The 14,514-nt window shown below is 41.9% G+C and carries 13 protein-coding genes; 4 read left to right on the forward strand and 9 right to left on the reverse strand.

Going from position 1 to position 14,514, the window contains the following annotated elements; genetic code table 11:
* Window positions 1–74: 74 nt before the first annotated feature.
* From H8Z77_RS10705 to H8Z77_RS10715, 3 genes are all read left to right on the forward strand, one after another.
* A complete protein-coding gene (locus tag H8Z77_RS10705; RefSeq protein WP_069986970.1) occupies window positions 75–1,283 on the forward strand; it encodes an acetate/propionate family kinase in 1,209 nt (402 codons plus the stop codon).
* 259 nt (window positions 1,284–1,542) lie between these two features.
* The gene (locus H8Z77_RS10710; protein WP_186996989.1) at window positions 1,543–2,037 is read left to right on the forward strand and encodes a helix-turn-helix domain-containing protein; all 495 of its coding nucleotides are present in this window, start codon (window positions 1,543–1,545) and stop codon (window positions 2,035–2,037) included.
* 3 nt (window positions 2,038–2,040) lie between these two features.
* Window positions 2,041–2,304 carry a hypothetical protein gene (locus H8Z77_RS10715; RefSeq protein WP_186996990.1) on the forward strand — a complete coding sequence of 88 codons (264 nt, stop codon included), beginning with the start codon at window positions 2,041–2,043 and terminating at the stop codon, window positions 2,302–2,304.
* A gap of 234 nt (window positions 2,305–2,538) precedes the next feature.
* Here the strand turns inward: H8Z77_RS10715 and purD are convergent, their stop codons facing one another.
* The 9 genes from purD to dusB form a co-directional block, all read right to left on the reverse strand.
* Window positions 2,539–3,819 (reverse strand): phosphoribosylamine--glycine ligase, encoded by a 1,281-nt coding sequence (gene purD / locus H8Z77_RS10720; protein WP_186996991.1) that lies wholly within the window; start codon window positions 3,817–3,819, stop codon window positions 2,539–2,541.
* 19 nt (window positions 3,820–3,838) lie between these two features.
* Complete coding sequence (locus H8Z77_RS10725; RefSeq protein ID WP_186996992.1) at window positions 3,839–5,014, reverse strand: phosphoribosylaminoimidazolecarboxamide formyltransferase; 1,176 nt, start codon at window positions 5,012–5,014, stop codon at window positions 3,839–3,841.
* 14 nt (window positions 5,015–5,028) lie between these two features.
* On the reverse strand, window positions 5,029–5,739 hold the full coding sequence (locus H8Z77_RS10730; RefSeq protein ID WP_186996993.1) for an IMP cyclohydrolase: 711 nt from the start codon (window positions 5,737–5,739) through the stop codon (window positions 5,029–5,031).
* Window positions 5,740–5,745: 6 nt separating this feature from the next.
* Window positions 5,746–6,372, reverse strand: coding sequence for a phosphoribosylglycinamide formyltransferase (gene purN / locus H8Z77_RS10735; protein WP_069986976.1), 627 nt, complete (start codon window positions 6,370–6,372; stop codon window positions 5,746–5,748).
* Window positions 6,373–6,399: 27 nt separating this feature from the next.
* Complete coding sequence (gene purM, locus H8Z77_RS10740; RefSeq protein WP_069986977.1) at window positions 6,400–7,437, reverse strand: phosphoribosylformylglycinamidine cyclo-ligase; 1,038 nt, start codon at window positions 7,435–7,437, stop codon at window positions 6,400–6,402.
* A gap of 131 nt (window positions 7,438–7,568) precedes the next feature.
* On the reverse strand, window positions 7,569–9,005 hold the full coding sequence (gene purF, locus H8Z77_RS10745; RefSeq protein ID WP_186996994.1) for an amidophosphoribosyltransferase: 1,437 nt from the start codon (window positions 9,003–9,005) through the stop codon (window positions 7,569–7,571).
* Between the two features lie 128 nt (window positions 9,006–9,133).
* Complete coding sequence (gene purC / locus H8Z77_RS10750; protein WP_069986979.1) at window positions 9,134–9,844, reverse strand: phosphoribosylaminoimidazolesuccinocarboxamide synthase; 711 nt, start codon at window positions 9,842–9,844, stop codon at window positions 9,134–9,136.
* Between the two features lie 24 nt (window positions 9,845–9,868).
* Window positions 9,869–10,372, reverse strand: coding sequence for a 5-(carboxyamino)imidazole ribonucleotide mutase (purE, locus tag H8Z77_RS10755; protein ID WP_069986980.1), 504 nt, complete (start codon window positions 10,370–10,372; stop codon window positions 9,869–9,871).
* Window positions 10,373–10,870: 498 nt separating this feature from the next.
* A complete protein-coding gene (gene dusB, locus H8Z77_RS10760; protein ID WP_186996995.1) occupies window positions 10,871–11,842 on the reverse strand; it encodes a tRNA dihydrouridine synthase DusB in 972 nt (323 codons plus the stop codon).
* A 108-nt stretch (window positions 11,843–11,950) separates the two neighbouring features.
* Here dusB and polA point away from each other — a divergent pair, with 108 nt between their 5' ends.
* Window positions 11,951–14,506 (forward strand): DNA polymerase I, encoded by a 2,556-nt coding sequence (polA, locus tag H8Z77_RS10765; RefSeq protein ID WP_186996996.1) that lies wholly within the window; start codon window positions 11,951–11,953, stop codon window positions 14,504–14,506.
* Window positions 14,507–14,514 lie beyond the last annotated feature (8 nt).

Below are 14,514 nucleotides of genomic sequence, written 5' to 3' on the forward strand. Positions count from 1 at the left end.
TTTACCGGTGTTTGTAATATTATATAGTATAGCAAATATACTGGTTTTTTACCAGAACAATAGGAGGATAACATATGAAAATTTTGGTTTCTAATGCAGGAAGCTCATCCCTGAAATACCAGTTGATCAATATGGATGACGGACAGGTCATCGCAAAAGGGGTATGTGGTAGAATTGGAATTGGTGGGGAAATTTCCCATAAAACATTTGATGGTAGAAAATTTGAATCTGATTGTGATTTTCCAACCCATACCGAAGCGTTCCAGAAAGTTGTGGAACTGTTAATAAGCAAAGAATATGGTGTGATCCAATCTATGGATGAAATTTCCGCTGTTGGCCACCGTGTTGTACAGGGAGCGGAATATTTCTCAGAATCCGTTCTAATTACTCCAGAGGTAATTGACGTGATCCGTAAAGTTTCTGATTTAGCTCCATTACATAATCCAGCACATATTTTAGCAATCCAGGCATGTGAAAAGGTATTGGATCCATCCACTCCACAAGTGGCTGTTTTTGATACCGCATTCCATCAAACAATGCCTCCAAAAGCATTTTTATATGGTGTTCCATATGAATATTATGAAAAATACAATATCAGAAAATACGGTTTCCATGGGACTTCCCACCGCTTTGTCAGCAACCGTTTGGCTGCTTTGTTGGGAAAAGATATCAAGGATCTGAAAATCATCACTTGCCATTTAGGGAATGGTTCTTCCATCACTGCAATTGATGGTGGAAAATCCGTGGATACCACCATGGGCTTTACTCCATTGGATGGTCTGTTAATGGGCACACGTTCTGGTGCGGTTGATCCATCCGTCGTAACTTATATTATGGAAAAGGAAAACCTGACACCTGCACAAATGAGTGACCTGCTGAATAAAAAATCCGGTTATTTAGGTGTTTCCGGCGTGTCTAGTGATGACAGAGACTTAAAAGCTGCTGCTGAAGAAGGAAATAAACGTGCTCAGATTACAAGGGAAATCCAATCTTACCAGATTAAAAAATATATTGGTTCCTATGCGGCTGCGATGGGCGGTGTGGATGCCATTGTATTTACTGGTGGTATTGGGGAACACAATGCGGAACTGCGTTACAATGTTTGCTCTGATATGGAATTTATGGGCATTGCAATAGACGCTGCTAAAAATGAGGAAATGAATGCGAAAGAAGCAAAAGTTTCCGCAGAAAATTCCAAAGTACAGGTTTGGGTTATCCCAACCAACGAGGAACTGTTAATTGCACAGGATACCGAAAAAATTGTAAATGGCTTAAACAAATAAGGAAATAAAAATAATGGTCCCTCATTTGCGACTATCTAGCAAATGAGGGATTATTTTATTTTTTAAAATAAAATATTTCTGGAGGATCAAATCATCGGATAACGTGGTATAATAGGTTTTATAGAGTTCCTCAACTGTTGGTTGAGGAAAAAACAAACGGATGGTTTACAGGATTTCCGCAAATACAACCAATGGTACATTCTGTTTTGAGCTGGAATCCGATAAAATAAAGGCATAAACAAAAAAGGAGTGAGTAATCATGGAAACAACACTAGGTAAAAAATTTGCGGAATTACGAAAATTAAATGGATTTACACAAGATGAGGTGGCGGAAAAACTCGGCGTATCTCCCCAGGCGGTTTCCAAATGGGAAAACGATTTATCCTGTCCGGATATTATGCTGCTGCCGGATATCGCAAAACTATTTGATGTGACCATTGATGAATTGTTTTCTGATCAACCAACAGCAAAAACGGTAATCTTACCAGAAGAGCAGCGGGTAGATATTGACAAGATGATGTTTAAAGTGGTAGTGGACTCGAAAAAAGGGGACCGTGTTAGAGTAAATCTGCCCATGCCTTTGGTGCGTTTGGGGATTAGCATTGGGATGAAATTGCCACAAATCACGCAAAATGAGGCGTTGCGTGATTTGGACATAGAAAGTATTTTAAAATTAGTGGATAGCGGGGCAATCGGTCAGATTGTAGATGTGGATTCTTCTGATGGCGACCGTGTCCGGATAGTAGTGGAATAATGTATGAAGATTGTAATAAAACAACGTGGAAAAATCCCACTTTATTTTGGAATTCCCCACCGCCTGCTAACTGGAAAAGCAATCTATAAACTTGCCAATTTAATTTTAAAAGAGGTAGGGAAACACCACAACATGGTGCCTTATTTTGATGGAAATGATCTGGAACAGTTGGCATTAGAGTTAAAAAGGACCAGAAAACAGTATGGAAAACTGGTATTGGTAGAAGTGGAAGATTGTAATGGGGATTATGTTAAAATACAGTTATAGATTAATCTTGTTTTTAGGGATACTATCAGTAAAAATATGATAATAATGCGAGTTTAATATCTGAAAACAACAGCAACAATCCTCCATAAAGAAATATTTTTACGGGAATATAATAATTTTGTATAGCGAAAAGCATAGATTCCCTGATAAAATCTTTTAAGAGATTTTTCCTTATAGAACAATTTATCAACGCAAGAAAAAAACCTACAGGAGATTTCCTGTAGGTTTTTTATTTTATTTTTCCAACGCTTTTAATGCCCTTTGACCAATATCCTTACGGAAATGCGCCCCTTCAAATGAAATAGAATTTACTACTTGATAGGAACGATCCAATGCTTGCTGTAAGTCTTTTCCCAGCGCAGTGATGCCCAGTACACGCCCTCCAGCAGTCTTAAATTCCCCATCGAATTTGGTTCCAGCGTGATAGATTATCGCGTCGTCAGCCTGTCCATCTTCGTCTAATCCGTGGATGGTCAATCCAGTTGGATATTTTTGAGGGTATCCACCGGATGCCATGATGACGCAGGCAGCGGATTCCTCTGAAAATTCAATATCCAGATCAGCCAAACGTTCTTCATAAATGGCATTGAAAATATCGAACAGGTCGGTTTTTAACAATGGCAGTACAACCTGAGTTTCAGGGTCGCCAAAACGGCAGTTGTATTCAATTACTTTTGGACCATTTGGTGTAATCATCAAGCCAAAGTATAAGCATCCTTTAAATGGTCGTCCTTCCTGTTTCATTGCTTGGATGGTAGGCAGGAAGATTTCATCCATACAACTTTGTGCCACTTCTGGAGTGTAATATGGATTTGGTGCGACAGTACCCATACCACCAGTATTCTTCCCTTTATCCCCATCCAGGGCACGTTTGTGGTCCATGGAAGAAATCATTGGTTTTACCACATGTCCATCTGTGAAGGATAATACGGAAACTTCTGGCCCGGTTAAAAATTCTTCTACCACTAACTGGCTTCCGCTGGCGCCAAAGATTTTATCTTCCATGATGGAAACAACGGCTTCTTTTGCTTGTTCAAAATTTTCGGCAATAATAACTCCTTTACCCAATGCCAGTCCATCCGCTTTTACTACGGTTGGATAGGTGTTTTGTTCTTGAATATAGGCAATCGCCTGTTCAGAATCGGTAAATACTTCATATTTCGCAGTTGGAATATGGTATTTTTTCATCAGGTCTTTGGAAAAGACCTTGCTTCCTTCCAGAATAGCAGCAGCTTTATTTGGTCCGAAAGTACGGATGCCTTCCGCTTCAAAAGCGTCTACCATGCCGGCAACCAAAGGGTCGTCCGGTGCTACAACGGCAAATTCAACACCGTTTTGTTTCGCAAAGGATACCATCCCTTGGATATCCATCGCTTTGATGTCCACACATTCCGCATCCTTGGAAATACCGCCATTTCCAGGGGCACAGTAAATGTGGGAGATTGTTTGGTTTTCTTTTAATTTGCGGATAATCGCATGTTCACGTCCACCGCTGCCAACAACTAAAACTTTCATTGATTTTTCTCCTTTGGAATTAGTGGTGGAACAGACGGACACCGGTAAATGCCATAGCAATACCGTATTTATCGCAGGTTTCAATCACGTTGTCATCACGGATGGAACCACCTGGCTGAGCGATGTAGCTGACACCGCTGCGGTGAGCACGTTCAATGTTATCACCAAATGGGAAGAAAGCGTCAGAGCCCAAGGAAACACCAGTTAACTGGTCTAACCAAGTGCGTTTTTCTTCTCTGGACAATGGTTCTGGTTTTTCGGTAAAGAACTGTTCCCAAACTCCATCTGCCAGAACGTCTTCATAATCATCAGAGATGTAAACATCAATGGTGTTGTCACGATCTGGACGGCGAATATCTGCTTTAAATGGCAGGTTCAATACTTTTTCGTGCTGGCGTAAGAACCAGATATCCGCTTTATTTCCCGCCAGACGGGTACAGTGGATACGGGATTGCTGTCCAGCGCCAACGCCGATTACCTGGCCATCTTTTGCGTAGCAGACAGAGTTGGATTGGGTGTATTTTAATGTAATCAACGCCAAAATCAAATCACGTTTTGCGCTCTCTGGCAGTTCTTTATTTTGGGTTGGGAAGTTTTTCAGCAGTTCTTCGTTTAACTTGATTTCGTTTCTGCCCTGTTCAAAGGTGATGCCATAAACTTGTTTGTGTTCAATTGGGTTTGGTACATAATTTGGGTCGATTTTAATGACATTGTAGCTGCCCTTGCGTTTGGATTTTAAGATTTCCAGCGCTTCTTCTGTATAATCTGGAGCGATTACACCATCGGATACTTCCCGTTTTAACAGGGTAGCGGTTTCTTTATCACAGGTATCGGATAAAGCTACAAAATCACCGTAAGAGGACATTCTGTCAGCCCCTCTTGCTTTTGCGTAAGCGGAAGCGATAGGGGAGAGTTCCAGGTCATCCACAAAATAGATTTTCTTTTCTACTTCGGATAGTGGTGTGCCAACAGCAGCGCCAGCAGGGCTGACGTGTTTAAAAGAAGCAGCAGAAGGAAGCCCGGTTGCTTCTTTTAATTCTTTTACCAGCTGCCAGCTGTTTAAAGCGTCCAAAAAGTTGATGTAGCCTGGACGGCCGTTTAATACTTCGATAGGAAGTTCTCCTTCTTCCATGAAGATACGGGAAGGTACCTGGTTGGGGTTACAACCATATTTTAAGGTCAATTCTTTTGCCATTACAACATTACCTCCTATTTGTTTTTATTGACAATACGTGTTTGGATTTCCCCGGTTTTTAAATCAATAAAGCGGGTGAATAAAGAAACTTTATTATCCTGATTTAAATTGTTCCAGATGGTTTCGGTAAAGGTGTCCAAATCATTTGGAATTTCCACCTGGTCAGGTTCCCCTTCAAAAGATGGGATTGGATTTCCATCACAGCGGTAGGTATGGATAAAATGCCCTTGGCCGTTGATTGGCTGGCTGTATTCAAAGAAAAAGCGTTGGCAGGAGCTACCATCATTATAAGCGCTTTTTAAAATGGACATTTTATAGGACATATCTCCATTTTCCACTGTAACAATACCGGAAATTCGAGGGGTATAATTTGGTGCGTCTGGTTCAAATTCACGGGTACATAGGGCGTCCTCAAAGGTTTTACCTTGTTTTAAGAATTCCGCAACTGTATCGGTCTGGTCGCCATTGGTGACAATCGTCTGGTTTCCATGAACACGAATTGGATAATAAATAATCAAAGAAGGGTCAACCAATTTGGCAGGGTCAAATGCCTGGGTTTTCATCTCATCCCCTTCGGTTACAAAAACACGGTTACGGCTGTTTTCGCTTCTGCCCATAATAAAGTAAGCGATTGCCGCATGGGTACCATCCTGGGTTTTTCCGATGACAATACCACGGCCAGGATAGCTGTTTTCCTGTAAATCTTTTATAAGGTTAATCTGCATCTGGAATTACTCCTTTACAATAACTTTTCCGTCTATAATTTCGATTTTATCTTCACATAGCAGGCTTACTGCTTTGGGAAGAATGATCCATTCCGCCTGTTCCATTACACGGCGCTGTAATGTTTCAGGGGTATCCCCGTTTTCCACTGGAACACTTTTTTGCAGGATGATTGGTCCACCGTCAGCTACTTCGTTTACAAAATGTACAGTAGCGCCAGTTAATTTTACTCCGTAATCCAGGGCGGCTTTGTGGACACGTAACCCATAATAGCCTTCCCCACAGAAGGAAGGAATCAGAGCAGGATGCACATTGATGATTTTATAAGCGTATTTGGATGTAATCTTGCTGCTGAGGATGTACATAAAACCAGCCAATACGATAATATCCGCCTGGGCTTTTTCCAGTTCCTCATAAATACGGCGGTCGAACTCGTCCGGATTATTGATTGCCTTCCGATCCACAACTACCGTTGGAATACCGTTTTCCTCTGCCCTGGTTAAAGCGTAGGCGTCTGGTTTGGAGGAAATGACTAGGCTAATCGTTCCATTTGCAATAAGGCCGTCCTTTTGCGCCTGGATTAACGCTCCCAAATTGGTACCGCCTCCAGAAACAAGAACAACAATTTTTTTCATGTTTTGCTCCTTTGTTTATTCCACTATTTAATCCAGGATTTCAATTCCTTTTTCCCCGTTCGCCAGTTCGCCAATGATATAAGCATCTTCGCCATTTGCTTTCAGGATTTCCAACGCTTTGTCCGCATCGTTTTTATCAACGGATACACACATACCAACACCCATATTATATGTATTGAACATATCCCGTTCTGGAATATTCCCCACTTGTTGGATCAACTGGAAGATTGGCAGTACACGTACCGCTTTTTTTTCAATTTTAGCGTATAATGTGTCTGGCAGGGAACGAGGAATATTTTCATAGAAACCGCCACCAGTAATATGGGAAACAGATTTTACTGTAACCTGTTTAAAGAGTTCCAACATTGGTTTTACATAAATTTTAGTTGGGGTGAGTAAGGTTTCGCCCAATGGTTTTTCCAAGCTGTCAAATGTTTTGTTCAAATCAGCGTTTTCTACATCAAATACTTTACGGACTAAGGAGAAGCCATTGGAATGTACGCCAGAAGAAGGAAGAGCAATTAAGACATCCCCAGCTTTTTGAGAAGTAGGGTCCACCATTTTTTCTTTGTCCACCATACCTACACTAAAACCGGCTAAATCATATTCATCTTCCGGATAGAAACCTGGCATTTCAGCGGTTTCGCCTCCGATTAAAGCACAGCCAGCCTGTACACAGCCTTCCGCAACGCCGCTGACAATATCAGCGATTTTTTCCGGATAATTTTTGCCTACTGCAATATAATCCAGGAACAGTAATGGCTGGGCGCCGCAGCAGATAATATCGTTGACACACATTGCAACACAGTCAATGCCGACAGTGTTATGTTTATCCAATAGGAAAGCCAGCTTCAGTTTTGTTCCAACACCATCTGTGCCAGAAACCAAAACAGGCTGTTTGATACCAGCCATATTTGGGGCAAAACATCCGCCAAATCCACCAATATCACCTAAAACCCCTTCTGTCATGGTACGAGCAACATGGCTTTTCATTAATTTTACAGCTTCATAACCAGCGGTTACGTCAACGCCGGCCTGTTTATAGCTATCGCTAAAACTTTTCATATTGATACCTCTCAATTTCGGTGCTTAATAGCACAACAAATTTTTTCTTCTAAAACGAACTTGACAGACCACTATTGGAACTAGTGGCCTGTTGGGTTCTAACACAAAGTACAATCTTAATCCAGCAAGGATTATTTTTTCTTTTGGTCTAACAAAGGCATTTCAAATTTATCTTTTGGGGTTTCTTTTGGAGGGGTTACAGGGTATTTCCCAGTAAAACAGCCAGTACAGAAATTGCAGTGGGCGTTTTTCGCGATTTTCTTTACATTTTCCACACTCAAGTAGCCAAGGCTGTCCACCTCAATATGTCGGCGGATTCCTTCCAAGTCCATCTGACAGGCAATTAAGTTTTCCTTACTGTCAATATCCGTCCCAAAATAGCATGGGCTGACAAATGGGGGAGAAGAAACCCTCATGTGGACTTCTTTTGCGCCTGCTTCTCGGAGGAGTTTTACAATCCTTCCACTGGTAGTACCCCGCACAATGGAATCGTCCACCATAACTACCCGTTTTCCTGCTACCGTAGATTTGATCGGATTTAGTTTGATTTTTACAGCATTTTCACGCTGTCCCTGGGTTGGCTGAATAAAACTTCTGCCAATATAGCTGTTTTTTACAAAACCAACTCCATAGGGGATACCGGATTCCCTAGAATATCCCAAAGCGGCATCCAAACCAGAGTTTGGAACCCCAATCACAACATCGGCATCGACTGGATATTCTTGGGCAAGGAACGCCCCCGCGCGTAATCTTGCTTCATGGACGCATGCCCCTTCGATGACAGAGTCAGGGCGGGCAAAGTAGACAAACTCAAATACGCACATGCTGCTTTTGTTACCACAGTGAGTTTTGATGGAGTGGAGAGAACCATCTTTTCCTACTACTACAATTTCCCCAGGTTCAATATCCCGGACAAACTGCGCCCCAATGCTATCCAAAGCACAACTTTCAGAGGCAAATACAATAGAACCGTCTGAGGTTTTTCCCATACAAAGCGGGCGGAATCCATGGGGATCCCTGGCAGCAATCAATTTTTGTGCCGACATTACTAAAATGGAATAAGCCCCTTGTAAACGTTCCATTGATTTTTCAATAGCCTGCTCAATAGAACCTGTTTTTAAACGGTTGAGGGTAATCAAATAGGCAATTGCTTCGGTATCGCTAGTGCCGTGGAAGATTGCCCCTTTCAGTTCGAACTCCCGGCGTAGTTCATAGGCGTTTGTGACATTGCCGTTATGGACTAGAGCCATTGGTCCTTTTACGTGTTTGATTACCAACGGTTGGGCGTTACTGCGGTTTAGATTGCCTGTGGTAGAATAGCGTACATGCCCTACTGCCATATGACCTTTCCCTAATTTTTCTAAACGTTCTGCGGTCAGTGTGTCTGGAACTAGTCCAAGGTCCCGGTAGTGACGGATGACGCCACGGTCATTTAACGCGATACCACAGCTTTCTTGCCCTCTATGCTGGAGAGCATATAAACCGTAGTAACAGGAATTGACTACATCCACTGCGTTTGGGCTAAAAATACCAAAAACGCCACATTCTTCCTTGATTTGATTGAACATGAGATACCCCCTCATTTTTCGCCCAATTATTTGGGCATGATTGATGATGAAACCAGAGAGAATATCCATATTTGCTAGGTGAATCGGTAGCGGTTGGATTTTGCTATCCCCTCCGATTAGGATTTGTATTATTCACCAATGATACGGCGCAACATTTCCTGGTAAGCGTGTTCCTCGCCACCCATATCGCGGCGGAAACGGTCTTTGTCCAGTTTTTCATGGGTGTGTACATCCCAGAAACGGCAGGTGTCAGGGGAGATTTCATCTGCCAGTACAATCGTTCCATCACTTGTTTTACCAAATTCCAGTTTAAAGTCAACCAGTTCAACATCAAATTTTAACAGATATGCTTTTAACAGGTCATTTACTTTGAAAGCCATTTTTTCAATGGTATCAATTTCTTCCTGGGTAGCGATACCAAGGGAAAGTACATGGTAAGTGTTAATCAGTGGGTCTCCCAGGTCATCGTCTTTATAGCTAAATTCCAAAGATGGCTGTTTTAAAGCGGTGCCTTCTTCTACCCCGAAGCGTTTGGAGAAAGAACCAGCGGCAATGTTGCGGATGATTACTTCCAATGGGATGATGGAAACTTTTTTAACGATGGTTTCACGGTCGGAGATTTCTTCTACTAAATGGGTTGGCACACCGTTTTCTTCCAGCATTTTCATAAAGTGGTTGGTCAAACGGTTATTGATCACGCCTTTTCCGGCAATAGTGCCTTTTTTCTCTCCGTTAAATGCAGTAGCATCATCCTTGTAATCTACAATATATTTTTCCGGATCTTCTGTTTTAAATACCTTTTTTGCTTTTCCTTCATACAATTGTTCCAGTTTTTTCATGGTGATTTACCTCCAAAAAATATTTTATTGATTTAAAGTTTGTTGCAACTTTTTATCTTTTTCGATTACTTTTGCTTCCATATCCGCTTTCATGGCTTCCAATTTGTCTGCTAACTCTTTATTTTCCAGCGCCAACATTTGAACCGCTAAAATAGCAGCATTTTCAGCACCGTCAATGGCAACAGTCGCAACAGGGATACCGCTTGGCATCTGTACAGTAGCTAACAAAGCATCTAAACCGTCCAAAGTAGAGGACTTAATTGGTAAGCCGATAACTGGCAGGGTGGTATGTGCAGCCAATACACCGCCTAGGTGTGCAGCCTTTCCAGCAGCGGAAATAATCACGCCAAAACCGTTTTTCTTTGCGTTGGCGGAAAATTCAGCAGCCTGGGTAGGGGTTCTATGGGCACTCATTACATGTACTTCGGTTGGTATACCAAAGGATTTTAATTTGTCAATTGCCTTTTGTACAACAGGAAGATCACTGTCACTTCCCATAATCACCGCAACTTTTTTACATTCTGCCATAAAAAACATCCTTTCTAATTATAAAAAATCTATCCTGATGCAGAAAATATTTTTCTACGATTTGACTGAAAAGCATAAAAAGCCGCGGCAGTGTCTGCCGCAGCTTCCTTTTTATTTAGTCCAGTTTACGAAAAGGTACACTGATGGTGTGCAAACCAAATATTTACGGCAAAAACTAAAATTGTAGTTTTGAGTCATCAGTTCCACCCCATTCTATTTTTCTTATAAGATTTTATTTGTCAACAGGTATTACAAAGATATTGTTACCTATATCAATTATTTTATATGATTTTGTAGCAAATTGCAAGAACCCAAACTATCCAAACAATACAAGTTTAAACGTTAAGTTATGTGCTTTTTTTACAACAAATAATTGAATGATGAGGCATTATTTCGTAACAATCCGTTTTATTTTATCAATAGTGCAAAATAGCATTGTTTTATAGCATACAATAAGTAATATTTGATGCATAAAAACAAATAGTAAGAAAAGGAATACTATACAAGGGTTAAGACTTCCTCACATAATAACTCTAAATCTTGGATAGAATTTAACATTCCACATCGATTTCGAAACTGCGCTGCTCCATGAATCCCTTTTAAGTACCAAGCAGCGTGTTTTCTGGCCTCTTTCATGCCAATGTATTCCCCTTTGTACTCACAGATCATCCTGACATGGTGCATCATAATTTTCATTTTTTCTTCTAAAGAAGGTTCGGGGGAATAGCTGCCTGTTTCCAGGAATTCTTTAATTTGACGGAATAGCCAGGGACGCCCATAGCTCCCCCGAGCAATCATCACTAAATCTACCCCAGTTTCCTCATACATTTGTTTTGCCAGTTCCGGGCTGGTAATATCACCATTTCCAATCACAGGAATCGAAACTGCTTGCTTCACCTGACGAATGATATCCCAATCTGCTTTTCCGGAATACATCTGCATCCTTGTCCTGCCGTGGATGGTTACCGCGGACGCTCCTGCATCTTCCATCCTTTTGGCAAATTCCACTGCGTTGATTGAATTATCATCCCAGCCTTTACGAAATTTTACTGTTACCGGCACAGTAGAGGCTTGTACTACAGCTGTTACAATTTCCGCTGCCAGTTCCGGATTTTTCATCAGGGCACTGCCACTTCCGTTTCCCGCTACTTTCGGGACAGGGCATCCCATATTAATATCAATGATTTCTGGTTGGTAATCCAATGCCTTTTCCGCAGCTTGTGCCATAAAGTCAGGATTATCTCCAAATAGCTGTACTGCCATAGGGCGCTCGATATTGGTTACCGTAAGCAGTTGGGCTGTTTTCCGGTCGCTATAGTACATCCCTTTGGAGCTAACCATCTCCCCAACCACATAGGCGGCGTTGTATTCTTTACAAATGGTACGGTAAGCACGATCTGCTACCGACGCCATAGGCGCCAAAGCTGCTGTTTGTTCAATTGAAACATTGCCGATTTTAATTGTTTTCATGAAATAAACTCCCTTTGGTTGACTATTGTTTATTTTAAAGGTAAAATTATAATTAGTCAACTATGGAAACAATAAAACCAAAGAACTGGTTACAATATAGGAGGAACTATGAAACTGCTGGCAATTGACGGAAATAGTATTTTAAACCGATCCTTTTATGGGGTACGTGGGTTATCTAATTCAAAAGGGATGCCAACCAATGCTATTTTTGGATTTTTAAATATGTTGGATAAAATGATGGCAGAAACCCAGCCGGATATGGTAGCGGTGGCATTTGACCGCAGTGAGCCTACATTTCGTCATCAGCAGTTTGACGGCTATAAGGCAAACCGCCATGGCATGCCGGAAGATTTGGCGGTACAGCTTCCAATCGCGAAACAATTAATGGACGCTTTGGGATACCATGTGTTGGAATGCCCTGGTTTCGAAGCGGATGACATTATGGGGACGTTTGCCCGCCTATGCAGGGAGCAAAAGGTGGATTGTGTGATTTCCTCTGGAGATAGGGACAATTTGCAGTTGGCAGGAGATGGGGTTACTGTTCGTCTGGCAACCAATAAGGAAGCTATTTTTTACGATGCGGAAAAAGTAAAGGAACAATACGGGGTGACCCCAGCGGAATTAGTAGAAGTAAAAGCCTTGATGGGGGACAGCTCGGACAATATTCCAGGGGTGAAAGGGATTGGGGAAAAGACTGCCCTTAGTTTAATCTCCAAATACCATACGATTGATAGTATTTTTGAGCATATTCCAGAATTGGATGTTACCACCCGGGTGAAAAACCTTCTTGGTGGGGAAACTGCCCGTCAGATGGCGGAAATGAGCCGGGAACTGGGCAAGATTGTGGATAATGCTCCTATTGATGAAGATTTGAATGCTTATTTAGTACAGCCTCAGAACAAAGAGGAGTTATATCGGATTTTATCCGAGTTGGAGCTAAAAAAATTCATTGAAAAATATGGCCTGAGTGGGGAGCAAAGGACTGAAACACCAGCAGTAACCGAGCAGGCTATCCAATATGAAATTTTGCAAAACCCATCTTTGGAATCGGCAAAGGAACTGCTTCAGAAGGCAGGACAAATTGATTTTTTATATGAACAGGCAAGATTGTTGATTGCAGAGAATGATAAGATTTTAGAATATACTTTTGGGGCGGAACAGGCTTTTAGCGAATTAGTGTTGCAATCCCCATTGCCGAAACGCACCCATGATGTTAAAACCATTTACCATGTGGCTTCATCCATGGGAGAAAAATTGGAAAACATTATTTTTTCTACTGATTTGGCAGCTTATTTATTGGACGCCCTTGCCAAAAGCTATGACTTACCAATTCTAATGGAAAAATATTTGACCAAGGCTATTTCCGTAGAGGAACAATATCAAGAAATAGCGGCTTTCCCATTGTTGTGCGACACCATGAAGGAATTGCTAGAGCAAAAGGGAATGGCAAAGCTACTGGCAGAAATTGAGTTGCCTTTGAGCCGAGTGCTAGCAAGCATGGAGATGGAAGGGTTCCAGGTAGATGTACAAGGGGTACGCCAGTTTGGAGAAATGCTGCAACTAGAAATTGACCAGTTAACGGCAGAGATCCACGATATGGCTGGGGAAGAATTCAACATCAATTCCCCGAAGGAATTGGGACGCATTTTATTTGATAAATTGCAGCTGCCTACTGGCAAAAAAACCAAAACAGGATATTCCACCAATGTAGATGTTTTGGAAAAGCTGTCGGCCTACCACCCTATTGCCAATGCGGTATTGGAATACCGTAAACTCACCAAGCTGAATTCCACCTATGTGGCTGGTTTGTTGAAGGTAACAGGAGCGGACCACCGGGTCCACTCGGTGTTCAAACAGACTGAAACCAGGACAGGCAGAATCAGTTCTACCGAACCAAACATGCAGAATATTCCAATCCGCACCGAACTGGGACGGAAAATGAGGCGGTTTTTTACAGCCAAAGAAGGCTATGTGTTGTTGGATGCGGACTACTCTCAGATTGAATTGCGCGTGCTTGCCCATATTGCCAATGACCAGAAGATGATTGAAGGATTCCTCCACAATGCGGATATCCATACTATGACAGCGGCCCAGGTGTTCCACTTGCCACCTGAAATGGTAACATCAGAAATGCGCCGCCGTGCTAAAGCAATTAACTTTGGCATTGTTTATGGGATTGGGGCATTTTCTTTGTCTCAGGATATCCATGTTTCAGTGGCAGAAGCCAGAGAGTATATCAACAGTTATTTAAATACCTATCCAGGGGTAAAACAATATATGGAACAGATTGTGGAGCAATCCGCAAAAACAGGGAACGTAACTACCATGTTTGGACGTGTCCGGGAGTTGCCAGAGATTCAATCTTCTAATAAAAATATCCGCGCTTTTGGGGAACGTGTCGCATTGAATACACCAATTCAGGGCACTGCCGCTGATATTATTAAAATTGCAATGGTACGTGTTTATGAGAGCTTAAAACAGGAAAAACTAGACGCCCGGCTGATTTTACAGGTACACGATGAGTTGTTGATTGAATCCAGTATTCAGGATGCTCCACGGGCGAAAGAAATCTTAAAACAGCAGATGGAACAGGCAGTATCCCTTTCCGTACCAATGAAAGTGGATGTAGCGGAGGGAAAAACCTGGTATGATGCGAAAGATTAAACAGAAGG

It is taken from the genome of Clostridium facile (assembly GCF_014297275.1).
GTDB lineage: Bacteria > Bacillota > Clostridia > Oscillospirales > Ruminococcaceae > Massilioclostridium > Massilioclostridium facile.